Raw genomic sequence first — 25,373 nt, 5'->3', positions numbered from 1 at the left:
CCTGAAACGAGCTGATCATTTTGTGCGTCATCCTCCGTATTTCTCCGGAGGAAAGTGGCACGCCTTGGCACAACCAGTCCGGCGCCGGATCGGCCCCCGCCTGTATACCGTATTTACCGGATGAGCGCGGTCTCGCCGAGACGCGCCGGCCTTCCGGAGACATCCTGCAACTTCGGAACTCTGCCGGCCTCCGCCGCGCCGCGAATGGCCGCGATGTTCGCGGCATAGTCCGCGCTGCTCTTGCCGCGAAACACAGCGGAACCCGCCACAAGCGTATCGGCGCCCGCAGCGGTCACGGCAGCGGCATTGTCGCGCGTGATGCCGCCGTCAACTTCGAGCCGGATTGGACGGTCGCCGATCAAGCTTCGAATGCGCCTGATCTTCTCGAACTGGGACTCGAGGAAGGACTGGCCGCCAAAGCCCGGATTGACAGTCATCACCAGCACGAGATCGACACGATCGATCACGTATTCGATCACGGCTTCCGGCGTCGCCGGACAGAGGCTGACGCCAGCCTTCTTGCCGAGCGCGCGGATGGCCTGGAGCGAGCGGTCGAGATGGACGCCGGCTTCGGCATGCACCGTGATGACATCCGCACCGGCCTTCGCGAACGCTTTGAGATAGGGATCGGCCGGCGCGATCATCAGATGAACGTCAAAAATCTTCGCCGTCAGCGGCCGGATCGCCTTGATGACGTCGGCGCCGTAACTGATGTTCGGGACGAAATGCCCGTCCATGACGTCGCAATGAATCCAGTCGGCGCCCGCCGCGTCGATCGCAGCGATCTCCTCGCCGAGGCGCGCGAAATCCGCGGCCAGGATCGAAGGCGCGATGAGGATTTCTTTCGTCATGGCTTCGCACTCCTCTGCGCGTCCGCACCGCCGCTGAAAACGCGGCTCGCCAGGACGTCCATGGGATCGATCGTTTCGAGGTCGGCGATATCGAGCATGCGGTCGAGATCGGACACCAGGCGATCCGCCTGCCGCAGGCGGATGCGGTCGACGGCGTTGCGGATCGAGCGCGCATTGGAGAAGAACGGCTGGGTCCGGCGCAGCGCGATGTACTTCTCGAAAGCTTCACGCGCCGCCGCCGAGAGGCGATAGCCGCGCTCCCTCAGCATCAACTCGGCAATGACGAGAAGCTCTTCCTGCGCATAGTCCGGGAAATCGATGTGGTGCGCAATGCGCGAGCGGAAGCCGGGATTGGAGGCAAAGAAGCTCGTCATGCGCTCGCCATAGCCGGCAAGGATGACGACGAGGTCCTCGCGCTGGTTCTCCATCACCTGGAGCAGAATCTCGATCGCCTCCTGGCCGTAGTCGCGTTCGTTGTCGGGGCGATGCAGATAATAGGCCTCGTCGATGAACAGCACGCCGCCCATCGCCTTCTTCAGGATCTCCTTGGTCTTCGGCGCAGTGTGGCCGATATACTGGCCAACGAGATCGTCGCGCGTCACCGAGATCACCTGCCCGCGCCGCACGAAACCGAGACCATGGAGGATCTTGGCCATGCGCAGCGCGACGGTCGTCTTGCCGGTGCCGGGATTGCCGGTGAACGACATGTGCAGTGTCGTCGGCGACGAAGCCAGTCCCGCGCGCTGCCGGATGCGTTCGATCAGCAAGAGCGACGCGATCTGGCGCACCCGGTTCTTCACCGGTTTCAATCCGATCAGCTCCTGCTCGAGCTGTTGCAGCGTGCCGGTGATGCCGGCTGCTACGGCCTCCTTGCGGAGATCGAAATTGGTCTCGCCGGGCTCGGCGGTCGTTACGTGGGGAACATCCAGCATCGGCACCTCGAAGAAAAGAGCTTCGCCGCGGGGGGAGGAGCGGCGAAGCAGTGGTCCGCCAAGGAAACGGAGCAGGGAGTGCTCCGCGCGGAGGAGACGACTTAGGTTGACGCGCGCGCGGGCTGCCGGCGCACGGTGGTGTAGCGGATCGCGCGTCCGCCCACCTCCTGCCGCACCAGGTCGAACTCGGCCTCCTGCGGCGGGCGGTTGACGAGGAACGAGATCCGCACCGATTCCCAGCCATGGCTGGAGTCGAAGCCGCTGAGGCGGATGTAACGGTCGCCATACACTCTGCGGCATTCGGCGAGCTCCATCATCACGCCGGCGGCGTCCTGGAGATCGAACATGGGCAGACCCCACATCTCCCAATAGGTGTTGCGGGGATGCGGATCGTCGGTGAACTCGATGTTCACCGCCCAGCCTTTGGTCAGGCAATATTGCACCTGCTTGGTGATCTGGTCGTCGGTCAGATCGGGCAGGAACGAGAAGCAGCCTTGGGTCAACTTCATGTCAAATCTCCTCAAACGGTTTCGAGCGCGGTCGGCACGAAGTCCGGCGTGTCGGTGGATTGATAATTGAAGGAGACGTCCTTCCAGACCTCGAGCGCAGCTTTCAGCGGCGTGCAAGTCTCGGCCGCCCTGGCCAGGATCTCCGGACCTTCATGGACGTAGTCGCGACCCTCGTTGCGGGCGAGGATCATCGCTTCCAGCGCCACGCGGTTGGCGATTGCGCCGGCCGCGATGCCCATGGGATGGCCGATGGTACCGCCGCCGAATTGCAGCACGACATCCTCGCCGAGGAGATCGAGCAGCTGGTGCATCTGGCCGGCATGGATGCCGCCGGAAGCGACCGGCATCATCTTGTTCAGGCTCGCCCAGGACTGGTCGAAGAACAGGCCATGTTCGAGCTTGGTCGGGTTGAAGTCTTCGCGGCAGACATCGTAATAGCCACGTGTGGTGTTGGGATCGCCTTCGAGCTTGCCGACCACGGTGCCGGCATGGATGTGGTCGACGCCGGCAAGGCGCATCCACTTGGCGATGACGCGGAACGACACGCCGTGGCTCTTCTGCCGCGTATAGGTCGAGTGACCGGCGCGGTGCAGATGCAGGATCATGTCATTGCGCCGCGCCCATTTCGCCATGGACTGGATCGCGGTGTAGCCGATCACGAGATCGATCATGACGATGCACGACCCGAGCTCCTTCGCGAACTCGGCGCGCTCGTACATGTCCTCCATCGTTCCCGCCGTGATGTTCAGATAGGTGCCCTTCGCCTCACCGGAGGCCGCCTGCGCCCGGTTCACCGCTTCCATGCAGTAGAGGAAACGGTCGCGCCAGTGCATGAAGGGCTGCGAGTTGATGTTCTCGTCATCCTTGGTGAAGTCGAGCCCGCCCTTCAGCGCCTCATAGACGACGCGGCCGTAATTGCGACCGGAAAGCCCGAGCTTCGGCTTCACCGTGGCGCCTAGCAGCGGCCTGCCGAACTTGTCGAGCCGCTCGCGCTCGACCACGATGCCGGTGGCCGGTCCCTGGAACGTCTTCACATAAGCGACCGGGAAACGCATGTCCTCCAGCCGCAACGCCTTCAGCGGCTTGAAGCCGAACACATTGCCGATGATCGAGGCCGAGAGGTTGGCGATCGAGCCCGGCTCGAACAGGTCGAGGTCATAGGCGATGTAGGCGAAATACGAGCCCGGCGTGCCCGGCACCGGATCGACGCGGTAACATTTTGCGCGATACTTTTCGGCGGCGGTCAGGCGATCGGTCCACACCACTGTCCAGGTCGCGGTCGAGGATTCACCGGCGACTGCGGCCGAAGCCTCGATCGGGTCGACGCCCTCCTGCGGCGTGACGCGGAACAGCGCGATGACATCGGTGTCCTTCGGCACATAGTCGGGCTCCCAATAGCCCATGCGCTTGTATTCCATCACGCCAGAGCGATATCTTTCCTTGCCGCGGACGGTTCCTGCGTGTGCATTCATGGCTCTCTCCTGCTCTTCTCTCTTTGAATGATTAGGCCGCGACGGGCTCGCGGGCGTCGACACTCGGATCGAGTTCGCCGGCGCGGTAGCGCCGCGCCATCTCGCTCAAGGGAATGACCTTGATCTGGCTCGCGTGTCCCGCGGTGCCGAACTGCTCGAAGCGCTCGCGGCAGAGCTCGCGCATCGCGCCCATCGCGGGCTTGAGGAATTTGCGTGGATCGAACTCGGATCGTGTTTGCGCGGCGACTTTGCGGAACACCGCGGTCATCGCCAACCGGCAGTCGGTGTCGATATTGACCTTGCGCACGCCGCTCTTGATGCCGCGGACGATCTCCTCGACCGGCACGCCCCAGGTCTGCGGCATCTCGCCGCCGAACTCGTTGAACATGTCCTGGAGCGGCTGCGGCACCGAGGAAGAGCCGTGCATCACGAGATGCGTGTTCGGCAGCCGGCGATGAATCTCCTCGACCACCCGCATCGCCAGGATGTCGCGGTCCGGCTTGCGGCTGAATTTGTAGGCGCCGTGCGAGGTGCCCATCGCGATCGCGAGCGCATCGACCTTGGTGGCGCGGACGAAGTCGACCGCCTGGTCGGGATCGGTCAACAGCTGGTCGTGGCTGACTTTGCCCTCGACGCCGTGACCATCCTCCTGCTCGCCACCGCCTTGCTCGAGCGAGCCGAGCACGCCGAGCTCGCCTTCGACGGAGGCACCGACCCAATGGGCGAGATCGACGACGCGGCGAGTGATCGCGACGTTGTAGTCGTAATCGGCCGCGGTCTTGGCGTCGGCCTCGAGCGAGCCGTCCATCATCACCGAGGTGAAACCATGGGCGATCGCGGATGCACAGGTCGCCTCGTCGTTGCCATGGTCCTGGTGCATGCAGAGCGGGATGTCTGGATAGGTTCGCTCCAGCGCGTCGATCATGTGCGAGAGCATGATGTCGCCGGCATAGCTGCGCGCGCCGCGCGAAGCCTGGATGATGACGGGCGCATCGACCTCGGCCGCCGCCTGCATGATCGCGATGCCCTGCTCCATGTTGTTGATGTTGAACGCCGGTACCGCGTAGCCGTGACTGGCGGCGTGATCGAGCAGCTGACGAAGGGTGATACGGGCCACGACAATTCCTCCTGTTATTGCTTGCCGGCACGGGCAATCGCCCGCCGGGCCGCTTCCGCAACGCTTTGCGGCGTGATGCCGAACTCGCGGTAGAGCACCGGGGCCGGCGCCGAAGCACCGAAGCCGCGCATGCCGACGAATTCGCCGTCAGTGCCGATCCATCGATGCCAATCGCCGGCGACTGCCGCCTCGATGCCCACCCGTGGCACAGTGCCGAGCACGGCAGCGCGGTAGTCCTCCGGCTGCTCCTCGAACAACGCGAAGCAGGGAGCGGAGACCACGGCCGCGCGGACGTGCTCGGTGGCCAGCAGGCGAGCCGCTTCCAGCGCGATGGACACTTCCGACCCTGTTGCGATGAGCGTCACGTCGCGGCCGCCGTCGGGCGAAACGATGAGATAGGCGCCCCGTGCGACGCGGTTTCTACCGCGGACATCGCTGCGGAAGGTCGGCAGCGCCTGACGCGACAGGCACAGCACAGAGGGGCGATTTTCGGATCCGAGCGCGCAATCCCACGCTTCCAGCGTCTCCACCGCGTCGGCCGGTCGGAACACGAGCAAGTTCGGAATGACGCGGAGCGCTGTGAGATGCTCGACCGGTTGGTGCGTGGGGCCGTCCTCACCCAGGCCGATGGAGTCGTGGGTCATCACATGAATGACGCGGATCCGCATCAAGGCCGCAAGGCGGATCGCCGGACGGCTGTAGTCGGAGAAGGCGAGGAAGGTGCCGCCATAGGGAATGAAGCCGCCGTGCAGCGCGAGGCCGTTCATTGCGGCCGCCATGGCATGCTCGCGAATGCCGTAATGGATGTAATCGCCGGCGAACGCATCGCGCTTCACCGGAGCCTGCGCCTTGGCATGCGTCAGGTTCGAATGCGTCAGGTCTGCGGAGCCGCCGACCAGCCCGGGGATCGTCCCGGCGATGCCGTCAAGCACTTGTTGCGAAGCCTGCCGCGTCGCGAGCTTGGGACGCTCGGTGGCAAAGCGTTCGCGTAATTTCGCCAAGGCCTGGGCATAGGCGTTCGGCAGGGCAACCGCCTTGCCCTCGACAAACAGGTCGCGCTGCTCGGGCGTCGCGCGTTCATAGCGATCGAGCCAGGCAAGACGCTCGACCTGCCCGCGCTGCCCGATCATCCGCCATGCTTTCATGATCGTGACAGGCACCACGAACGGTTGATAGTCCCAGCCGAGCGTTCGCCGTGCTGCCGCCGTCTGTTCAGCACCGAGCGGAGCGCCATGCGCCTTCTCAGTGCCCTGACGATCCGGCGCGCCATAGCCGATGATGGTGCGGCAGGCGATCAGCGAAGGCTTTGCGCTCTCACGCTCCTCCGCAATCGCCTGCGCAACTGCTTCGGGATCGTGCCCCTCAACACGGCGCACCGACCAGCCGGAGGCGGCGAAGCGCGCGAGCTGGTCGTCGGAGGTCGCGAGCGAGGTCGGGCCGTCAATGGATATGCCGTTGTCGTCGAACAGCACGATCAGGCGCGCAAGCTGGAGATGGCCCGCGAGCGAGATCGCCTCCTGGCTAATGCCTTCCATCAGACAGCCGTCGCCGACGATCACATAAGTGAAATGATCGACAAGGCCTTCGCCGTGCCGCGCATTGCCCATTCGCTCGGCGAGTGCCATGCCGACCGCGGTCGCAATCCCCTGGCCCAGCGGACCAGTCGTCGTCTCGACCCCCGGCGTGTGGCCATATTCGGGATGGCCCGGCGTCTTGGAGCCCCATTGCCGGAACGCCTTGATGTCGTCGAGGCTGACATTGCCGCCGGTGAGATGGAGCAGTGCATAGAGCAGCATCGAGCCATGGCCCGCCGACAGCACGAAGCGATCGCGGTCCGGCCAATTGGGGTGAGCCGAGTCGAATTTCAGGAATCGCGAGAACAGCACGGTCGCGACATCGGCCATGCCCATGGGCAGGCCGGGATGGCCGGACTGCGAGGTCTCGATGGCGTCGACCGCAAGGAAGCGAACCGCGTTGGCGAGATCGTTGTGCGCGACCGCCGAGAGGTCGGCTTCGGCGTGGACGGAGATGTTCATCGGATACTCCCCTTGTTCACTTCAGGTTTCGCTTGCGCTCGATGAGCTGCATGATCAGCGGCGTCAGGATCAGCTGCATCGCGAGGTCGAGCTTCGCGCCGGGGCACACGATCGAATTGGCGCGAGACATCCAGCTTTGCGGCAGCATCGAGAGCAGATAGGGGAAGTCGATGCCGCGCGGGTTCTTGAAGCGGATCACGACCATCGATTCGTCCGGCGTCGGGATCCAGCGCGCGATGAACGGATTGGAGGTGTCCACCGTCGGCACGCGCTGGAAGTTGATGTCGGTCTCGGAAAATTGCGGGCAGATATAGTGGATGTAGTCAGGCATCCGCCGCAGAACGGTGTCGGTGACGGCCTCGGTCGAATAGCCTCGCGCACTACGGTCGCGGTGCAGCTTCTGGATCCATTCGAGATTGATGACGGGCACGACACCGATCTTGAGGTCGGCATAACGCGCGACATTGACCTTGTCGGTGACGACGGCGCCATGCAGGCCCTCGTAGAACAGCAGATCGGAGCTCTCCGGCAGCCGTTTCCATTCGGTGAAGGTGCCTGGTGCGGCGCCATGCAGCGCGGATTCCTCGGCGTCGTGGACATAGTGCCGCGTCGTCGCCGTGCCGGTCTCGCCATAGTCGCGGAACGCCCGCTCCAGCTCCTCGAACAGATTGGTCTCGGGACTGAAATGGCTGAAATGCCTGTTGCCGCGATCGGCCTCCTTCGCCATCTGCGTGCGCATCTCCGCGCGATCGTAGCGATGGAAGGCGTCGCCTTCGATGTAGGCGGCGTTGACCTTATCGCGGAAGAATATCTGTTCGAAGGTCTTCTTGACCGAGGTTGTGCCGGCGCCGGAGGAGCCGGTGATGGAGATGATCGGATGCTTCCTGGACATGGGATGCCTCGCTCACAGTCGGAAGAAGCCGCGCCGCGCGAACAGCGGTGCGGAGACGCTGGCGACCAGCAACGGATCGCAATGCAGTTCCTCGACGCGCTGCACCTCGTTGCTCGAGCCCATGATCAGCGGCACGCGCTGGTGCAGGCTCTGTGCTGAGAGCTCGAGGATGCGCTCGCGCCCGGTCGAAGCAGAGCCGCCGGCCTGCTCGATGATGTAAGCCATCGGGTGCGCCTCGTAGACGAGGCGCAGGCGGCCGTCGCCATAGCCGGGCCGTGCATCGGAGGGATAGAGGAACACGCCGCCGCGGGTGAGGATACGGTAGGCCTCGGCGACCAGCGAACCGATCCAGCGCATGTTGAAATTGTGGTTGGCCGGCCCTTCCACACCGGCGAGGCATTCGTCGACGAAGGCGCGCACCGGCTGTTCCCAATGCCGGCGGTTCGAGGCGTTGATCGCGAACTCCTCGCACGTCTCGGAAATCTGCACGGCGCTGCGCGCGAGACGGAAGCAACCGGACTTGCGGTCGAGCGTGAAGATCTCGACGCCGTCGCCGAGTGTCAGCACCAGCGAGGTCTGCGGACCGTAGGTGACGAACCCCGCCGCAAGCTGCGCCGAACCGCGCTGATGGAAGGCGAGCGCGAGATCGTCGGGCGCGGGCAGGATCGAGAAGATCGTGCCGACGGTCATGTTGACGTCGATATTGGAGGAGCCGTCGAGCGGATCGATCGCGACGCAGATCTTGGCCTCGCGATCGCCGATCTGCGGTTCGCGCATCTCTTCCGACGCCAGTGCCGCGATCGGCAGCTTGCCGAGGCAGCGGCGCAGGATCGCGTCGGCCTGGACGTCGAGATCGCGCTGGACATCACCGTCGCTGTTGCGGCCGGTGGTCAGGCCCGAGGCGTCTGCAAGGTCTCCGGTCGCGATGAGATCGGCGATCTCGATCGCGGCCGCGGCAATGGCATCGACTGCGGCCGCCACGGCCAGCGCATGGGGTGCGGTCTCGGAGTACCGTTGAAGGTGGTCGTCCAGCCTGAGTTGCCCTGTCATCTGCGTCCATCCCTTTGCTGGTGCCGCATCCAGTCCCTCCCCGCTGGAGGTTGGTGCAGTCAGTCCCAACAATGAGGAGATTGACAGGGGCGGCTTAATAAGGAAAATTTCTATTCATAATGAGCGCCAAAGAATTATCTTATAATGCCCATTCGGCAGCGCAGCTCCGGCATCTGACGATCCGGCAGCTCCGCTCGCTTGCGGCGCTCTCTGCCAAGGGCAGCGTGACGGCAGCCTCGAGCCAGCTCGGACTGACCCAGCCGGCGGTGACCCAGCAGCTGCGCCAGCTTCAGGATCTCGCCGGCCTGCCGCTGGTGCAGCGGACCGGCGAAGGCATGCTGCTGACGGAGGCGGGCATGGAGGTGCTGACGCTCGCCGAGCGCGTCGACGCCGCGATCGCCGACTGCCAGGGCGCGCTCGACCTGCTTGCGGGGCGAACCGGCGGCACCGTCCATCTGGGCGCTGTCTCGACCGCCAAATATTTCGTGCCGCATGCGATCGCGGCGTTCTCGAAGCGGTATCCGAAGATCGAGATCAAGCTCACCGTCGGCAACCGCGAGGAGATCCGCGAGGCCATGCACGGCTACGACCTCGACTTCGCGGTGATGGGTCGGCCACCGGCCGACGTCAGCGTCGACGTGCGTCAGCTCGGGCGCAATCCGCATATCATCGTCGCGCGCAAGGGACACTGGCTGGAGAAGGATTCCGGCCTCAACCTGACGGACCTCGTGCACGAGACCTTCCTCACCCGCGAGCCCGGCTCGGGCACGCGGACGCTGATGGAAGGCATGTTCCAGAGGTCGGATCTCGAGCCGGTCATCGGCATGGAGATGAGCAGCAACGAGACCATCAAGCAGGCCGTCATCGCCGGGCTCGGCATCGCCTTCATCTCGGCGCACACCGTGGCGCACGAGCTCACCGAGGGCCGGCTCATCGTGCTCGACGTCGCGGGCCTGCCGATCGTGCGGCAATGGTACGTGATCCGCCGCAGCGACAAGGTGCTGTTGCCGCCGGCGCAGGCGATGTTCGATTTTCTGGGCTCGGAGGGGTCGAACTATCTGCCCGACGTGCCCGAACTCGGCGCGCGATAGCCCGCCGAAATTCAGCCCATCAGCTTCATTGCGTCCGTCGCGGCCAGAATGATGATGATCTGGAGCAGGCGCTCGGTCGTGAAGATGCGGTTGAAGGTGGTCATCGCTTGCCCCGGAATATCTCTGTGCGGACGTTGCTAGCATATGCCGGCATCGAGATAACTCCGTAATCGCCACGAGTCCTGTCGCCACCAGTCCTGTCGGCGCGCCAACAGACGTCAGCGCCGGAACTTCCAGGACGTTAACGATCAGGCCGCGAGCTGCGTAGCGTAGTCCATCCGCGCGGCGAAATAGGTTTCCAGCTCCGTCAGCGCCCGCGCTTCCCAATCCCTCGCCTGCTCGAGCAGCGACCAGCTCTGGCCCGGGCGGAATGCAGCGGTCTGGCGATAGAGCGATGCGATCCCGCGGTAGCGGCGCACGTTCTCCAAGATGGCGTGACCGGTTATTTGGCCGTTCATGTCCGAAAACTCCGTCGTCATTCCCGGGGGAGAAATTGCCGCCAAATCTTTTTCGAAAAGTTAGCGCCGCGCGGCAAGCGTCCGAATGGTTTCCGGACTGTTGCGCGCGCGCAACGCCCGCGGCCGTGCAATGCCGACCTATTGCGAATTCGTTGCCGCGCTCTCGCCCCGCGGCTTCAACCCGCCGCGGCTGATGATCGCCATCGTCTCGCGGCAGAGGTCGGCAAGGCCGATCACCAGCACTGCGAGCAGGCAGAACAGATTGATGGAATCGGCATGCGCGCCGGTCAGCGAATTGAACTTGAAGAAGGGCGGCATGAACGCCCACCACACCACCGGAACGGTGAGCAGCGCGGCGAATCCCGCCGCCGGCGCGCCGGCGACAATGCCGAGCACGAACAGGCTGGGCAGGAACGCCGCGAAATAGAGTTTTGCGCCGAGCGCGACACAGATGCCCTGGAGCGCAGCCGACATTGCGACAACGACGAATCCAAGCAGAAACGCCTGCCACGACCATGGCCGTACTCGCGGTACGCCAAACAGCCCCGCACTCCTCATCAGCCTCCCCCTGCCGCCCGTTAACCAGGCCCGCTTGCGACCAAAGTACTACAGCGGCAGGGAAACCGCGAGGTGGAAATTGCCATCCAGGTTGCTTGCAGGCGGCTTTGGTAAACGGCCCGCATCGCACCATTTATGGCCACGCCGGCGGCTACTCGGTGGCCGCATAGGCCAGGCCCGCGACGGGAAGCGCGAGGCCAATGGCCGATGCCAGCGTCCAGCCGCCTTGCGCAAAGGCCCAGGCGCCAAGTGCCGAGCCTGCGGCAGCCGCGCTGAAGAACGTTGCCATATAGAGGCCGTTGAGGCGGCTGCGATGCTCATGCCCCAGCACGAAGATGGCGCGGAAGCCGAGCACGACGTTGCCCTGCACGCCGAAATCGATCGCGATGGCGGCGACGACAAGGCAGGCCAGATTGAGCGTCGAACCGGCCGCGCCGATCTGCGTGATCAGGAAGCCCACGGCAACCAGCAGCATCGCCACCAGGGTTGCGACGCGGCTATGGCCGCGATCGGCAAGCCGTCCCGCGATCGGGGCCGCGAACACGCCGGCGACACCGGCGAGCGCGAACAGCGCAATGCCACGCTGGGTGAAGCCGAACTCGTTTGCGAGCAGCAGCGGCGTCACGGTCCAGAACAGGCTGAAGGCACCGAACAGGCTGGCCTGGTAGAGCGCGCGGCGCCGCAGCAGCGGCGTGGTCCGCACCAGATGCGGCATCGACAGCAGCAATTCGCCATAGTGCATGCGCGCGACCGGTTTGCGCTTCGGCAGCGTCATCCAGAGCACGGCTGCGAGCACGATCATCAGCGCGGCGGACAGGAAGAACACCGCGTGCCACGACAGCACTGCCGTGACGAAGCTCGACACCGGGCGCGCCAGCATGATGCCCAGCATCAGGCCGGTCGAGACGTTGCCGACGACGCGGCCGCGGATGGCTTCCGGCGCCAGATGCGCCGCATAGGGAATGATGATCTGCACCGCGACCGAGCCGAGCCCGATGAACAATGCGGCGATCAGGAACGGTAGCGCGTGGGACGCGAACCCCGCGGCGAGCAGCGCTGCGGCGCCGAGCGTGATGACGGAGCAGATCAGGGTGCGGTTCTCGACGAGATCGCCGAGCGGCACGATGAAGAGAAGCCCCACGCCGTAGCCGATCTGCGTCATGGTGACGATCAGCCCCGCCGCTTCATGCGACAGGCCGAGCGCGGCGCTGATCGGGGCGATCAGCGGCTGGGCGTAATAGATATTGGCGGCGACCATGCCACAGGCCGCGGCAAGCACGAAGGTCAGGCGTTGCGACACCGCATCCGGCGCGGGCGCGATCTCGATCGTGGCATTCATCGTCATTCAGGCGGTCTCCAGATATAGGAAACGTTCGTTTCCCAATATGACAAAAAATTCAGGCGAGCAGTTTCATCGCGACGGCGACGAGGCGCTTGCCGTCGAGCGAAAGGCGCGCCTTGCCGACGACGCGCAGGCCCTGCGTGATGCAGATCATCAGCCGCGCGGTGTCGTCGGCGGCGACATGGCGGGGAATCGAGCCGTCGGCCTGCCCCTCGCGAATGAGGCCGGCGATGAAGTTTTCGTTGGTCTCGAGCCGCGCGCTGACGAGGGCGGCGACCACCGGGTCGACCGCCGACAATTCGACCGCGCTGCCGACCACGAGGCAGCCGCGCCGCCCCTCGCTGCCCTGGGAATGCTCCACATACGAGAGCAACATGTTGCGCAGCCGCTCGCGGCCATTGGCGCCTTGCGCCGCGGCGCTGCGCGTCTGCTCCTGACGCAGCGCCGCGTAGCGCTCGAAGGCGGCGAGAAACACCGCATGCTTGTCGCGAAACGCCTTGTAGACGCTCCCCGTCGCCAGCCGCATCGCCGCGGTGAGATCGCCGATCGAGGTCGCATGATAACCGCGCTCGCAAAACACGCGCACAGCGCGGTCAAGCGCAGTGTCCATGTCGAACTCCCGGGGACGGCCGGGCGGGCGAGCAACGGGTTCGGATTTGCGGACTCCTTTTTGCATTGCGGGATAATAGGGAATGATTGTTCCCGAATAAAGACACTTGGTTGTGATGGGGGTAGGTTGGCTTGTGACGGGGAGCAACTGCGCCGCTCGCTCCCGTGTCCCGGACGCGCTGCAACGCGCAGCGTTGCTGCGCAGAGCCGGGACCCAGAAGGCGACACGGTACAATGCGGCGACGTGGGCCCCGGCTCTGCAGCGCACCGCAAGGGCGCTGCGCTGCGTCCGGGGCACGAGAGCGGAGTTTGCCGCACTCTCTCCGCATCGTCATTGCGAGCGCAGCGAAGCAATCCAGAATCCCTCCGCTGAACGACTCTGGATTGCTTCGCTGCGCTCGCAATGACGGAGTATGAGGCGGCAGCGCCACTCTTCCAGCTCGCATCTTGATTGCAGACACGCCTTCTCATCCTCGCGGCGCATTTCGCCCGAGCTTTGCTTGGTCGCTTCACCCTCTTGTCCAAGAGGGTGCAGGGAAGGCCGGGTGCCGGCTGGCACCCGCGGTCCACTGCGCGAAGATGTAGCGCAAAAGAACCGCACAGCAGCATACAGGTGTAGCCAATCACTCGGCCTTCCCTGCGCAGTGGCTTTACGGCTTATGCCGTGCTCTCCCGGGAGCCGAGTTCGTTTTGGCCTCCCTCACCCCAGCGAAAGTCGCGGGCACCGCGCCGGTTGACGCAAATGCCGCATCCGCCAAGGCTTGACCGTAGCAACGACGGCCAGGACCACACGGTTTTGCCGTACGCACGGTTCGCTGCTCGCCGCATTATCTCCCGGCGTTGTCGACGTTACCGGAAGAATGCTGGCGAGACGAACCTGACAGCGCCGCTCGTCGGCACGAAGCCTCGGGCTCACGGAGAGCAATCCGCCCTGCCCGCACTTTCGCGCCCGACGCTGCCGCGTCCACCGCAAGCCCGGCTCGCGAAACGTGACGACACAAGATCGCCCCTCTTGGTCGAGCCGGGATGGGCGACACATACGCCAAAACCGAATTTCGGTAAAGCGGAATATTTTCGCGCAGGCGGATTGACAGGAAGCGACACAGGCGCCGTCGCTGCTGAAATCCCGGAACTTCCGTGGCTAATCTGCAACGGTTCCCCGCGATCTAAAGCCGGCCCAGACAAATTCCCATTCCGGCCACGAACCGCTCTCACAACGCCGTGAGATTAGCAGGGGAACTACGATGCGTGCACAACGCGTTTGGAAAGTGAACGGGGCCGCCAGCGCCGGGCAGCTCCAATCGAGACTGGACGATCTCAACAAGCGTCTCGGTCATCTCGAAAACCAGCATCCGGATAGCTGGAAGGTCGAAGAGCTGAAATCGAGCGCACTCAGCCTGTCGCGCGAGATCGACGACATCCGCTGCGCCGAGGCGACCGCGGCGCTGAGCGAGCTGCTGCGGAAATAGCGGGAGTTCGCGATTGGCCCGTCGCGCAAGGAACCAACGCCGCCTCCCCGCCATTGCCATACCGAGCATGGAGCAAGATCATGACCAGGCACCTGACGCGAACCCATCTCGCACGCGGCGTGGCCGGCGCGGTATCCACGCTGGTCCTGTGCGCGACGGCGGCATTCACCATCGCGCGCCACTTCGCGATGTGAGGAATTTGGCGCTGTGAGGGTTTTCGCATGACGTCCGATCCCGAAGAATCGGTAAGGCTGCAAGGCTACGGAGAGATGACGTTGCGCACGGCCATCACGACGATGATGCTGCTTGCGCCGCGCGAGCGAGCGGACGCCGCGATCTTCCGCGTCCGTGACGGCGTGCGACTGGCCTCGAGCGAGATCGCCCAACTCGCGTCGAATTGGGGGATCGAGCCGACCGGTGATATGCGATCGCCGAGACTCGCCCCGGATCAGCACTGGCCGGAGATCGTCCGCGGCATGGTGCGCGATGCGCCGCTGCCGGCGCTGATGGTAGCGTTCATGCTCGGTGTGCTGGTGGCGAGGCGGTAGGCTTGGCTACAGCAGGATAGATCACTTCTGCTCGTTCGCTCGCATGTCCTCCGCATAAGGACGCAAAGCGTCGGACATAGTGTCGAGGCGTTTTTGCCACTCGGCACCAGGCATGAAGGCGATCACCGGCTCGTCGCCGGGTGAGCTCGTCACGAACTCAGGATTACGCAGGCCTTCGGCAATCCCCGCTTCCAGCTTCTTGACGATGTCGTCCGGAACCCCCTTCGGGACCGCGAAGCCGCGTTCCGCCGTCGTCATGACCGGAAAGCCCACCTCCTCTGCCGTCGGAACTTCGGGCAGCGTTGGAAAGCGCTTCTTCGACAGCATCGCGATGACGCGTAGTTGCCCCTTGTTGGTACCATGCAATTCGGGAATTTCACTGAGACTGACCATCCCCACTTCCAGATGCCCGCCCAACAGATCGGTCCTCTGTGCGGCCGTTCCTCGGTAGGAGATTTCGTTGGGCTCCACCTTCGCGGCCGCTGCGAGCATGCGAATGGCCAAATGACCGTTCGCGCGCGCGATCGAAGCAAACGCGATCTCTCCGCCGGCGCCGGGCTTGTTCAAGACGACAAACTTCGCCTTACCGCCCAGCGCACGCTCCACGAAGGGAAGAAGTTTGCGAGCCATGACATCGGTACCGCCTCCGGGTGCAAAGCCAACGACGACTTCGATTGGCTTGTCGTCCGGCCACGCGGCCCATGCCGACCCGCAGCCAGCGAAGCCGAAAGCGGCAACGAGCGCGACGATCTTTTTATACATGATTTCCAGCCCTGTTCTTGTTATTGGCCGATCGCGCCGCCGAACGCGCGATCGACTGTGGGTTCATCTAGCCGTCGGCGTGACCGGCTGGCAACTGATTCTCTCCAGTTAAGGATCGATGGGCCGCCGCGATCCGCGCGGACGCGCGACATTGATGGGTTTCGCTTTCTCTACCTATGCTGCTCGACGTGTCAGGTGCACCGTCATTGAAATCCCGGTAGCTTGCGCAACAAATTTGCGCACGGGATATCCTTGATGGCGAAAGCAGCGATTGGCGATCTGGAAGGCGGCATAGCGTTGTGCGCCTGGTTCGAGAGTGTCCCCTCATTCCACGATGCGACGTTGCGGGAGCTGGAGCTTCGCCAGGGCGCGCCAAGCCGGCTGGTCGCCCACGCGTTCCAGATGACGTCCGAGGTCGATGCACACGGCTATTTCGTGCTGACGAAGCATGTGGACGTCACGTTTAGCATTTTCGAGCTGATCGAGGTCCAGCTGTTCGATTTTACAGAAGCCGGTATCATCTTCGCGCTCAGCATCGAGATCGATCCCGACGGTACGACGTTGAGCTTCGAGTCCAGCTATGGCGTGCACGGCCGGATCAAGGCCAAGCGGATCGTCGTCTCGTTCCGGCCCCACCCGACCGGTTCGTCCTGAACCCGGCAAGCCATGCCACGCACACAGACGGCCCTGCCGACCCAAATCGGCCGTGGACCCGCCCTGAAAATCGTTGCAGAAAGGCGCTCCCGAGGCGCTGGCGGCCGGTCCGCCAAGCCCTTAGGAACAAGCCTCTAGGAAAACGTCAACTTTTGGAAGAATGGTCGGAGTGGCAGGATTCGAACCTGCGACCCCTGCGTCCCGAACGCAGTGAACAATTTCTAAGTTGTTGATTTTTATAGCTATGGCAGACATTTCCGTCCCGTTTTGTTCACGGTCGTTTCACCCAATTCGTTGCGATTTCGTTGCGACCTTCGTAGACGAGAACGAGAGCTGCTGAGGACCTTGGGATCGGATACGCGGCGGGATTGGTTAGATCCTTCGTCGCCGACGGCGGGGCCATTTCCAAATGCCCGTTCCAAATGAACAACGGAAGCCGGGCGCAGTATCTTAGATTTCACTGGCAATCTTTGGTTTGGACCAACGTCAGAATGGCGGAATCAAAATCAGTCTGATTGTTCAACGATTTCAAGCCGCATTTGGAAAAATGTGCGAATTCGCCCCTAGTGAGAATCAATTGCTTAGCAGGCTTTTCCAAATGGGAAAGCGGCCAGCGCGGATCACAACCGGGCAGCCAACCCGCGACCTAGACCCTTGGTAGTTCGTCAAAAGCCGCCGTTGAAGCAGCGGCTTGACAGCTCCTAAACGAGTGCGGCGAGAGACCAAAATCGGGACCCGCTGTCGCGCTGGCAAATTCAACGTTCGCGCACAATCTTAGGGAGCGCCGCAGCTTCCATCACGCAGGCTCCCACACACGATCGCCGAGTTTGCTTGACCCCACGACTACATCAACCGCGTCGTGAGAGGGTCAAAAGATAAACGCCACAAGGCGGCCCAACACGGCGACCGACAAAGCTGCGAGAAGGACGATAAGTTGCCCAAACTGGACCTCTTCCATGTCGATGTCCGGCATCGTGATCATGGCGTATGCGATCATGTGGCAATTCTCCATGGTAGTTCCTCCCCTAGCTATTGTTCTGCCGTCTTCCGGGCAGTACCACCCGTTCGTCGCGGATCGCTCGAGGGGCGACTCTTCGCTTAACGCGCGCGGATCAGGCCGCCCTGCTTTCAAGCTCCGTCTGATGAGATGCCGCAATCGTTCCGACGCACACTCCGAAGCCGATGGATGCAAAGCCCTCACGAGTGCAGCGCCCCTCAAATCGGATCTCGTCACCGTCGTGTAGAAAGCCGCGACGCTCTCCGTTGGGAAGCGTAATGGGGCGGGTTCCGGCAGAAGTGAATTCGAGCATGCTGCTCAATTCAGCGTCGGTAGGTCCGGAGATCGTGCCGGTGCCGATCAGGTCCCCCGGTAGAAGGTTGCATCCATTGATCGTGTGGTGCGCAACCATCTGCGCCGGTGTCCAATATAGATATTTGGCGTTCGAGCTGAGAATTTCGACAGGAACGTCCCTTGCGGCCCGCATCTTTTCGGTCGTGAGAAAAACCTTCAGGCTTATGTCCAGCCCGCCACTTTTCTGATCGTCCTCGTCGAGCAGGTATTTCAACGGCTGGGGGTCCCCGTGAGGACGAACCATCGCCGGAATGCGGAACGGAGCCAACGCGTCAGTAGTGACAACCCACGGCGAGACGGACGTTGCGAAACTCTTGCTGAGGAATGGTCCGAGTGGATACATCTCCCAGCGCTGGACGTCCCTCGCCGACCAGTCGTTGAGAAGTGAATAGCCGACGATCTGTTCGCTTGCGCGCGCAACCGGGATCGGACTTCCGAGCTCGTTGCCGCCACTGAGATAGAACCCCATCTCCAGTTCGAAATCGAGTCGTTCGCACGGACCGAAGCCAGGACTGCCCCCGTCAACCGACGGCGTCCGCTGTCCCATGGGTCTGCGGACAATTCCCTGCCCGATTTGCACCGAAGACGCCCGCCCGTGATAGGCAATCGGCACCCATTTGTAGTTGGCGGGCAGCGGATTTTCAGGCGTGAGGAGTGCGCCGGCCGCCTTCGCGTGATGTATGCCGGCATAAAAATCCGTGTAGTTCGGCACCGCAGTCGGACGATACATCGTGCAAGCGCTCAATGGGACCAGCAGGTCCGACGCACGGCGGCGCGCAGCCTCACCGCTTGAACCCGCGTCAAGCGCGGCACTGACTGCCTTTCGTAAGTTGTGCAACGCGCGAGGTCCCAACGCAAACAGCGAGTTGAGCGAGGAGTCGGCGACGGTCCACTCGGGAATTTCTGCCGGCAGGAGACCGGCGCTGTGCGCCGCATGAAGATCGAGGATCTGGTCGCCGATCCCAATCCCCGCGGATCGCTTTCCGTCCTTGCCACGGCTGAAGACACCGAGCGGCAGGTTCTGGATGGGGAAGTCGCCGGAGGGGTCATTGGCGGCCGCCACAAAACTGCGGCGCGCCGGATCGTGGGTCTCGTCGATCATGGCGTTCATCCTGCAGCTCCCGCCAGCGCGTTATTGCCCTCAGAGGGTCCGATGCCGATCTCGGATTGCACAAACTGAGCATCAAACGCCCGCCGCTCGGCCGCGGCGCGGGCCGTTCGGTCACTCAGCGAACCGAGCCAAATCACCAGAAATGCCAGGGGCATCGAGAAGAGCGCCGGATTGTCGTAGGGAAATAACGGCGCCGCGAAATGGAATACCGCGACCCAGACTGTCTTGCTCAGCACGACGAAAAGGAGAGAGCTGAACAGGCCGACCAGGCCACCGGCAACGGCGCCGCGCGTGGTGGTACCGCGCCAAAAGATCGCCATCGCCAGCACTGGAAAATTGCAGCTTGCCGCGACCGAAAGCGCTAACCCCGCCATGAACGCGACATTCTGGTTCTCGAAAGTGATGGCAAGGCCCACCGCGACGATGCCGGTCGCCACCGCGGCAATCTTCGCAACCATCACCTCACGTGCCTCTGGCGCGTTACCCTTCGCAATCACCTGCCCATAAATATCGTGGCTCACCGCCGAGGCGCCGGCGAGTGTCAATCCGGCGACCACGGCGAGAATGGTGGCAAACGCGACGGCCGAGATAAACCCAAGCAGGATTGGTCCGCCGAGAGCGCCCGCCAGGTGCACCGCCGCCATATTGGGACCGCCGATCAGATCGGTAATCTTGTTGAACTGGCCGCCCGCGCCGACGTTGAAGAAACTCGCATCCGGCATAAGGACCACCACCGCAGCAAAGCCGAACAGCGGGATGACTAGGCAGAAGTAAGCTACACAGGTCGTCGCATAGAAAACCGACTTCCTTGCGCCTGCGGAATCGCTGACGGTGAAGAACCGCATCAGGATATGCGGCAATCCCGCGGTACCGAACACCAGCGCGAGTCCAAGCGAGATCGCGGAAACCGGCTCAGCGAACAGCCCGCCTGGAGAGAGAACTGAGGCCCCCTTGGGGTGCACCCGGCTCGCCTCGGCGAATAGGCGTCCAAGACTGAAATCGAAGCGCCACAGCACCACCAGCGCCATCAAGGTGCCGCCGATCAGCAGCAGCAGCGCTTTGGTGATCTGAACCCAGGTGGTTGCCTGCATGCCGCCGACAGCCACATAGACGATCATCAGAAGTCCGACGCCGGCGACTGCGAACAGATAGTTCACCCCGAACAGAAGCTGAATGACCTTGCCGGCACCGATCATCTGCGCGATCAGGTAAAACAGCACGACGACGAGACTGCCGGTGGCGGCGACCAGACGGACCGAGGTCCGATCGAGGCGAAACGACGCTGCGTCGGCGAACGTGTAACTGCCGAGGTTGCGCAAGCGCTCCGACATCATGAACAGCACGATCGGCCAACCCGTCAAGAAGCCCAACGCATAGACGAGGCCATCAAAGCCGGTCGCATAGATCAGCGCCGAGATACCGAGGAAAGCCGCGGCCGAAAGAAAATCCCCCGCAATCGCCAGGCCGTTCTGGAGCGGCGTGATCTCATGTCCCGCGGTATAGAAGTCCGCCTTCGATTTGGTTCTGCCAGCCGATCGATAGGTGATGAGGAGCGTGACGGCGACGATCAACAGGAACATGCCTATGGCAACCCAGTTCAGATCGCGGCCCGCTACAACAGCGGTCGCCTGCGCATGGGCCGAAAAGGACACCGTCGCCGCAATGGCGGCCAGCAGAATGCGCATGATCATCGGCCACACTCCCGGCGAACGAGCTGTGTCAGGCCGTCGAAGTAGGTGTTGGAACGGCGTACATAGTAACCGGTCAGGGCAACGACCAGGGCGATCATGCCAAGCGCGATCACCATGCCCAACGGAACGGCTCCGCCTGCCATGCTCTTCCCGAGCGCTGACGACGCCGCCGAAATCAGCCCGATGAAGCCGAAGAACATCAACAACGTGACGATCGAGAGCCCCCACCGCAACCTTGCCCGTGCGGCGGTCAGTTCCCGAAAAGACGGATTAGACAGGATTTTTCGCGTTTGTTCCGACGACAACGACATGATTTCCCTCCCCCATTTCTTGATCAGTTGGTTTCGACGCAGCTAGGACGCCTGCTTCAGGACATCGTCACTATCGGGCGGCGCGGATGCTTCTATCGACGGCGAGGGTCGCGGCGGAATGTTCGTCAACAGCACGCCCGAATTGGTAAGGGCTGCGATCTCCTGGTCGGAGTAGCCGTATTCCTTCATCACTTCGACGTTGTGTTCACCGCGAAAGGCGGCTTCGCGCGCAGCGGCCAGCGGCGTCTTCGAGAAGTGCCAGGGCTTGCCGGGGATCCTGACCGCCTTGCCGCGGCGGTCGGTAACCTCTTCTATCGCGCCCCACCATTTGACCCAGTCCGAACCGGCGAAGTCCTTGACCGAGCGAACCACGCCGAACGCCAGCTTCACTTCGTCGAGCTGTGCATCGAGTTCGCCGGCCGTGGCAAAGGAAAGAATCCACTGCTGGATGATCTGGTAAAGGGCGTTGAGATTCTTCCGGCGCGCCGCCGGCGTGGCGAATCTGGGATCTGAAGCGAGATCGGGGCGACGCATCGCCGCGATGTAGTTCGGAAACGTCAGGCTGCTGACGACACTGGTCGCGATTGTGATGACGTCACCGTAGCTTGTCTTGAAGAACGGCGAGTCAGCAGGTCCGAGCGCCGCCGGTTCGGCGCCGAGATCCACGCCGGAGAGATCGGCATGCACCCGTTCATTGACGGCAAGCATGGTGGCGGCCATCGCAATATCGACATATTGGCCCTCGCCTGTCTGGTCGCGGTGATGCAGTGCTGCCAGAATGCCGATGATCGCTTCGAGGCCCGTATAAATGTCGGCATGCGAGTAGGCATCATGCCTCTTGACCGTGAGATCCTCGCCGAGATGGTCGATCATCCCGCCGACAAAGCCGGATTCGGCATGGACGGTCGGCGCGTAGGCGCTGCGGTGTGACAGCGCGCTGCCCTGGCCGTAGCCGCTGATTGAGGCGTAGATTACTTTCGGGTTGCGCGCGGCGACGGATTCATAATCGAGGCCGAAGAATTTCAATGTGCCGGCGCGAAAATTCTCGACGATAATGTCGGCGCTATCGCACATCTTGCGCACGACTTCTCTTCCTTCGGGGAAGTTCAGGTCGATGCTGATGTTCCGTTTCCCGACGTTCTGTTGGATATAGTAGTAGGACATGCTCGCGGTTTCGTCGCCAGGCAGGGCGTACCGTGAGATGTCTCCGCGCGGCGGCTCGATCTTGATCACGTCGGCGCCGAGGTCCGACAGGGCCCTGGTGCAGTGGGGACCAGCAAGGACGCGCGAGAAGTCGACGACCTTGATTCCGGCAAGGGGTGTACGATTTGTCATGACAACGTCCCTCAGCGGCCCGAGAAAATGGCGTGACCAGGCCCGGACTCGCGGAAGGCCTTCAGGCCGACGACGAGATCGTTGCTCTGGAAGATCGGACGCTGCGCGTCAGACATTGCGCGGTCGGCTTTCACGACGCTGTCTTCCATATATTCCCGGACCAGTCGTTTGGTGGCGCCATGCGCCACTGTCGGGCCCACCGCAAGCTCGAGCGCGAGGATCCGCGTCGTTTCTTCAAGCTGGGCTTCGGGCACGACGCGATTGACGATATTCCAGCGCTCCAGCGTCGCCGCATCATAGCGACGTCCGAACAGAGCCATCTCCTTGGCGCGCGCCACGCCGGCGCGCGATGCCACACGTTGTATGGCGCCCATCAGCGGATGCAGGCCCAGCGTCACCTCGACCATGCCGGCCTTCGCGGAGTCCGCGGCAACGATGATGTCGCAGGCCAGCGCCAGCTCGAATCCGCCACCGAGGGCCAATCCGTGCATGCTCGCGATGATCGGCACAGGAACCTGTTCGAGCGCATCCAGGCAGGCGCACACATCGATTTCGGGCATCCGTTCGCCGCGATTGTCGAATAGTTCTATTTCAGCACCGGCGGAGAAGTGTCGCAATCCGCTCCGCAGGATGATGGCACGCGCGCCTCCCTTATGAGCCTGTTCGACTGCATCCAGCAGCGCGGTCAGCAGCGGCTTGGCCACGAGATTGTAGGGAGCGAAAGTCATCGTCAGGGTAACGAGATCGCCCTCCCGACTGACGGTAACCAACTCGTTTGGTGTGGTCATTGAATTCCTCCGGATTTTTTTGAGTCAGTCGTTCGGTTCGATAATGGAACGGTATCTGAAAAACTCATACGGTCAACATAAAAAAGATATTATTGGATTCATCTTGTATTCCTCCGAATCCTTGTGAAAATGCCAGGGATGCCTCAGGACGCGACCAGCCTTACCGTTTCAGCCTATGCTCGACTTCGCTCGGACATCTTGGCCGGCCGCTTGCCGGCCGACGGAAAGCTGAAAATTCAAGATCTGGCTCAATATCTTGGGGTCAGCCCGAGCGTTGTACGGGAGGCCCTGTCGCGTCTCTCTGCCGAGGCGCTGGTCATTGCGGAGCCCCAGCGAGGTTTCCGGGTGGCGCCCATCAATGCCGCCGATGTTTCGGATCTGACGGCCGTCAGAATCGACATCGAACTGAAATGCATGCACCGCGCGATGAAACTCGGCGGCCTCAAATGGGAGGCTGCTATTGTCGCAGCCGATCATGAACTCTCGCATACGCCCCACGACATTCACGACCTGGGCGACGACTGGATGATCGCGCACGCGAAATTCCATGCCACCCTGGTGGCGGCCTGCGATAGTCCCTGGCTGCTGCGAATCCGCGAACAACTCTTCGTCCAGGGCGAACGCTATCGCCGCATCAATGTGCGAATGTCGCGCGCCGATCGTGATCTGCGCGCCGAACATTCGGCACTGGCCCAAGCCATTCTTGGCCGGCATGTGAAACTCGCCACCGATTTGATGACGGAACATCTGCGCTTGACCGAGGTGCTGACGCTTCAGTCGCTCAAGTCGCAGGACGCAGCGGTCGCCTAGCAAAAGCGTCTCCCGGCCCGATACGTTCAATTCGGCCAACCACGCTCAATTGACCATCCGCTCGTATCCTTCCCAATAGCGCTCTCGCAGCAGCCGCTTGAGGATTTTCCCGGACGGATTGCGGGGAAGTTCGTGCACGAATTCGATCGACTTCGGGATCTTGAACCCCGCCAGCCTTCCTCGCGCGAAATGCAGTATGCCCGCCGGGTCCGCCGTACGATCCGGTTTCAACACGACGAGGGCCTTGACCGCTTCACCCCACCGGTCGTCAGGCACGCCGATGACGGCGACGTCGGCGATATCCGCGTGTCCATACAAGGCACTTTCGATCTCGGCGGGGTAGACGTTCTCTCCGCCGGAAACGATCATGTCTTTCAAACGATCATGAATGTACAAATAGCCGTTTTCATCGAGGAATCCGGCATCGCCGGTATGCAGCCATCCGTTCCTGAGAGTCCTCGCGGTGTCCTCTGCCCGATTCCAGTATCCCTTCATATTTTGCGATGAGCGGCACACGACTTCACCCACCTCTCGGGCTGGTAGCGGTTTGCCCGACGCGTCGATGACCATCAGTTCAATGCCTTCGACCGGACGGCCGCATGACCTCAGGATATCCCTATTGTTCGAGGAATGGTCTGCAGCATCCAGAACCGTGATGACGCCGGTCGTTTCGGTCAGGCCGTAGACCTGGAAGAACCCCGTATGCCTGAACACCCGGAGCGACTTCCTGAGAAGCTCGAGCGGTATCGGGGAGGCTCCGTAAAGAATCTGTCTCAGTGAGGAGAGATCGATTTTTTCAACGTTACGTTCGGCCAGCATCGCCAATAGCATTGCCGGAACGAGGAACGTGACCGTAGCTCGTTCGCGCTGTATCGTTTCAAGCGCCACCGATGGAACGAACTCGCGAAGCACGATCGTCTTGAGGCCGGCGACCAGACCGAATACGCCGGTACCGACCCCTGCGATGTGGAACAACGGCATTGCGAGCAGCATGACATCGTCGGACGACCACGCCTTCCAGTCGTCAAGCGCGTGTAGTGGAAAATTGGCGTGAGAAAGCTGCACGCCCTTCGGATAGCCGGTCGTGCCGCTGGTGTAGAGCTGCAAGCAAACGTCATTGGGGCTGACTGGCAGGCTCGCCTCGGTCGTCGGGTGGGCATCGCGCCACTTGAGGTAACGAGAGTCCAACACAATGATTTGGTAAACAGTTTCCAGCTGATCCTGGATTTCAGTGGTAAGTTTCTCGAACGATTCCCCGACGAAGAGAATCTCGGTTTTGGCATCGTTGACCGCGAAAACGATCTCGGGAGGTGCCAGCCTTGCATTGATGGGAACCAGGACGGCGCGGGCCTTGGCTGCCCCGAGAAGCACTTGAAAAAAGATATCCGAATTCTTGTCGAGTATCGCAATTCGGCTGCCCGGTCGCACACCCCCAGCCATGAGGCCATTGGCGACTTGATTGGATAATTCCTCCAAAACCCGATAGCTTGTCTCGCGCCCCTCGAAGCTCACGGCGACGGCGTCGGGCGTGATGGCCGCGTAACGTCGCGGAATTTCCGCGATCGTCTGGATCGGCGTTGACAGCAAGGCCCCTTCCGATTTGGACATCCATCCCTCCCGTTATGA

Annotated in this window: 24 protein-coding genes; 5 read left to right on the top strand and 19 right to left on the bottom strand. The window is 62.6% G+C overall.

Annotated features, from left to right (window positions below):
• Positions 1-113 precede the first annotated feature (113 nt).
• From rpe to IVA74_RS21815, 8 genes are all read right to left on the bottom strand, one after another.
• A complete protein-coding gene (gene rpe, locus IVA74_RS21850) occupies positions 114-851 on the bottom strand; it encodes a ribulose-phosphate 3-epimerase (protein WP_247347963.1) in 738 nt (245 codons plus the stop codon).
• Positions 848-1,783: a CbbX protein gene (cbbX, locus tag IVA74_RS21845; RefSeq protein ID WP_247347961.1), complete on the bottom strand. Its 936-nt coding sequence runs from the start codon at positions 1,781-1,783 to the stop codon at positions 848-850. The genes rpe and cbbX overlap by 4 nt, the downstream gene beginning before the upstream one ends.
• A 101-nt stretch (positions 1,784-1,884) precedes the next feature.
• Positions 1,885-2,292: a ribulose bisphosphate carboxylase small subunit gene (locus tag IVA74_RS21840; protein WP_247347959.1), complete on the bottom strand. Its 408-nt coding sequence runs from the start codon at positions 2,290-2,292 to the stop codon at positions 1,885-1,887.
• A gap of 11 nt (positions 2,293-2,303) precedes the next feature.
• Positions 2,304-3,764: a form I ribulose bisphosphate carboxylase large subunit gene (locus tag IVA74_RS21835; RefSeq protein ID WP_247347957.1), complete on the bottom strand. Its 1,461-nt coding sequence runs from the start codon at positions 3,762-3,764 to the stop codon at positions 2,304-2,306.
• A 31-nt stretch (positions 3,765-3,795) separates the two neighbouring features.
• Positions 3,796-4,881, bottom strand: coding sequence for a class II fructose-bisphosphate aldolase (fba, locus tag IVA74_RS21830; protein ID WP_247347955.1), 1,086 nt, complete (start codon positions 4,879-4,881; stop codon positions 3,796-3,798).
• Positions 4,882-4,895: 14 nt separating this feature from the next.
• The gene (gene tkt, locus IVA74_RS21825; protein ID WP_247347953.1) at positions 4,896-6,917 is read right to left on the bottom strand and encodes a transketolase; all 2,022 of its coding nucleotides are present in this window, start codon (positions 6,915-6,917) and stop codon (positions 4,896-4,898) included.
• Between the two features lie 16 nt (positions 6,918-6,933).
• Positions 6,934-7,809 (bottom strand): phosphoribulokinase, encoded by an 876-nt coding sequence (locus IVA74_RS21820; protein ID WP_247347952.1) that lies wholly within the window; start codon positions 7,807-7,809, stop codon positions 6,934-6,936.
• A 12-nt stretch (positions 7,810-7,821) separates the two neighbouring features.
• On the bottom strand, positions 7,822-8,859 hold the full coding sequence (locus IVA74_RS21815; RefSeq protein ID WP_247347950.1) for a class 1 fructose-bisphosphatase: 1,038 nt from the start codon (positions 8,857-8,859) through the stop codon (positions 7,822-7,824).
• Positions 8,860-8,978: 119 nt separating this feature from the next.
• Here IVA74_RS21815 and IVA74_RS21810 point away from each other — a divergent pair, with 119 nt between their 5' ends.
• Positions 8,979-9,950: a LysR family transcriptional regulator gene (locus tag IVA74_RS21810; RefSeq protein WP_247347948.1), complete on the top strand. Its 972-nt coding sequence runs from the start codon at positions 8,979-8,981 to the stop codon at positions 9,948-9,950.
• 248 nt (positions 9,951-10,198) lie between these two features.
• On the opposite strand, the gene IVA74_RS21805 is transcribed toward IVA74_RS21810, so the two are convergent.
• The 4 genes from IVA74_RS21805 to IVA74_RS21790 all read right to left on the bottom strand — a co-directional run bounded on the left by IVA74_RS21805 (position 10,199) and on the right by IVA74_RS21790 (position 12,918).
• Entirely contained in the window at positions 10,199-10,408 is a 210-nt protein-coding gene (locus IVA74_RS21805) for a hypothetical protein (RefSeq protein WP_247347946.1), read from the bottom strand.
• A gap of 138 nt (positions 10,409-10,546) precedes the next feature.
• Entirely contained in the window at positions 10,547-10,966 is a 420-nt protein-coding gene (locus IVA74_RS21800) for a DUF4118 domain-containing protein (protein WP_346730966.1), read from the bottom strand.
• Positions 10,967-11,117: 151 nt separating this feature from the next.
• Positions 11,118-12,311, bottom strand: a complete 1,194-nt coding sequence (locus tag IVA74_RS21795; RefSeq protein ID WP_247347943.1) for an MFS transporter — start codon at positions 12,309-12,311, stop codon at positions 11,118-11,120.
• Positions 12,312-12,363: 52 nt separating this feature from the next.
• Positions 12,364-12,918 carry a TetR/AcrR family transcriptional regulator gene (locus IVA74_RS21790; RefSeq protein ID WP_247347941.1) on the bottom strand — a complete coding sequence of 185 codons (555 nt, stop codon included), beginning with the start codon at positions 12,916-12,918 and terminating at the stop codon, positions 12,364-12,366.
• A gap of 1,243 nt (positions 12,919-14,161) precedes the next feature.
• On the opposite strand from IVA74_RS21790, the gene IVA74_RS21785 reads away from it, so the two are divergent.
• Together IVA74_RS21785 and IVA74_RS21780 are read left to right on the top strand one after the other, a co-directional pair.
• Entirely contained in the window at positions 14,162-14,386 is a 225-nt protein-coding gene (locus IVA74_RS21785; RefSeq protein ID WP_247347940.1) for a hypothetical protein, read from the top strand.
• 221 nt (positions 14,387-14,607) lie between these two features.
• Positions 14,608-14,934 carry a hypothetical protein gene (locus IVA74_RS21780; RefSeq protein ID WP_247347937.1) on the top strand — a complete coding sequence of 109 codons (327 nt, stop codon included), beginning with the start codon at positions 14,608-14,610 and terminating at the stop codon, positions 14,932-14,934.
• 21 nt (positions 14,935-14,955) lie between these two features.
• On the opposite strand, the gene IVA74_RS21775 is transcribed toward IVA74_RS21780, so the two are convergent.
• A complete protein-coding gene (locus tag IVA74_RS21775) occupies positions 14,956-15,696 on the bottom strand; it encodes a tripartite tricarboxylate transporter substrate-binding protein (protein ID WP_247347935.1) in 741 nt (246 codons plus the stop codon).
• Positions 15,697-15,951: 255 nt separating this feature from the next.
• Here IVA74_RS21775 and IVA74_RS21770 point away from each other — a divergent pair, with 255 nt between their 5' ends.
• Positions 15,952-16,350 (top strand): hypothetical protein, encoded by a 399-nt coding sequence (locus tag IVA74_RS21770; protein WP_247347933.1) that lies wholly within the window; start codon positions 15,952-15,954, stop codon positions 16,348-16,350.
• An 868-nt stretch (positions 16,351-17,218) separates the two neighbouring features.
• Here the strand turns inward: IVA74_RS21770 and IVA74_RS41005 are convergent.
• The 5 genes from IVA74_RS41005 to IVA74_RS21750 form a co-directional block, all read right to left on the bottom strand.
• Positions 17,219-17,347, bottom strand: a complete 129-nt coding sequence (locus IVA74_RS41005) for a hypothetical protein (protein WP_256467653.1) — start codon at positions 17,345-17,347, stop codon at positions 17,219-17,221.
• A 115-nt stretch (positions 17,348-17,462) separates the two neighbouring features.
• On the bottom strand, positions 17,463-18,812 hold the full coding sequence (gene fahA, locus IVA74_RS21765) for a fumarylacetoacetase (RefSeq protein WP_247341851.1): 1,350 nt from the start codon (positions 18,810-18,812) through the stop codon (positions 17,463-17,465).
• Positions 18,809-20,500, bottom strand: a complete 1,692-nt coding sequence (gene actP, locus IVA74_RS21760) for a cation/acetate symporter ActP (protein WP_346348225.1) — start codon at positions 20,498-20,500, stop codon at positions 18,809-18,811. Before actP ends, fahA begins: the two co-directional genes overlap by 4 nt.
• A gap of 356 nt (positions 20,501-20,856) precedes the next feature.
• Positions 20,857-22,149, bottom strand: coding sequence for a CaiB/BaiF CoA-transferase family protein (locus IVA74_RS21755; protein WP_247341842.1), 1,293 nt, complete (start codon positions 22,147-22,149; stop codon positions 20,857-20,859).
• A gap of 11 nt (positions 22,150-22,160) precedes the next feature.
• Positions 22,161-22,937: an enoyl-CoA hydratase/isomerase family protein gene (locus IVA74_RS21750; protein WP_247341838.1), complete on the bottom strand. Its 777-nt coding sequence runs from the start codon at positions 22,935-22,937 to the stop codon at positions 22,161-22,163.
• A gap of 138 nt (positions 22,938-23,075) precedes the next feature.
• Between IVA74_RS21750 and IVA74_RS21745 the strand changes: the two genes are divergently transcribed.
• Positions 23,076-23,747 carry a GntR family transcriptional regulator gene (locus IVA74_RS21745; RefSeq protein WP_247341835.1) on the top strand — a complete coding sequence of 224 codons (672 nt, stop codon included), beginning with the start codon at positions 23,076-23,078 and terminating at the stop codon, positions 23,745-23,747.
• Positions 23,748-23,792: 45 nt separating this feature from the next.
• Here IVA74_RS21745 and IVA74_RS21740 read toward each other — a convergent pair whose 3' ends face one another.
• The gene (locus IVA74_RS21740) at positions 23,793-25,355 is read right to left on the bottom strand and encodes a fatty acid--CoA ligase (RefSeq protein ID WP_247347920.1); all 1,563 of its coding nucleotides are present in this window, start codon (positions 25,353-25,355) and stop codon (positions 23,793-23,795) included.
• Between the last annotated feature and the right edge of the window lie 18 nt (positions 25,356-25,373).

It is taken from the genome of Bradyrhizobium sp. 132 (assembly GCF_023074185.1).
Lineage (GTDB): Bacteria > Pseudomonadota > Alphaproteobacteria > Rhizobiales > Xanthobacteraceae > Bradyrhizobium.
The sequence above is the reverse complement of the archived record's forward strand: the minus strand, read 5'-3'. Positions and strand labels throughout refer to the sequence as shown.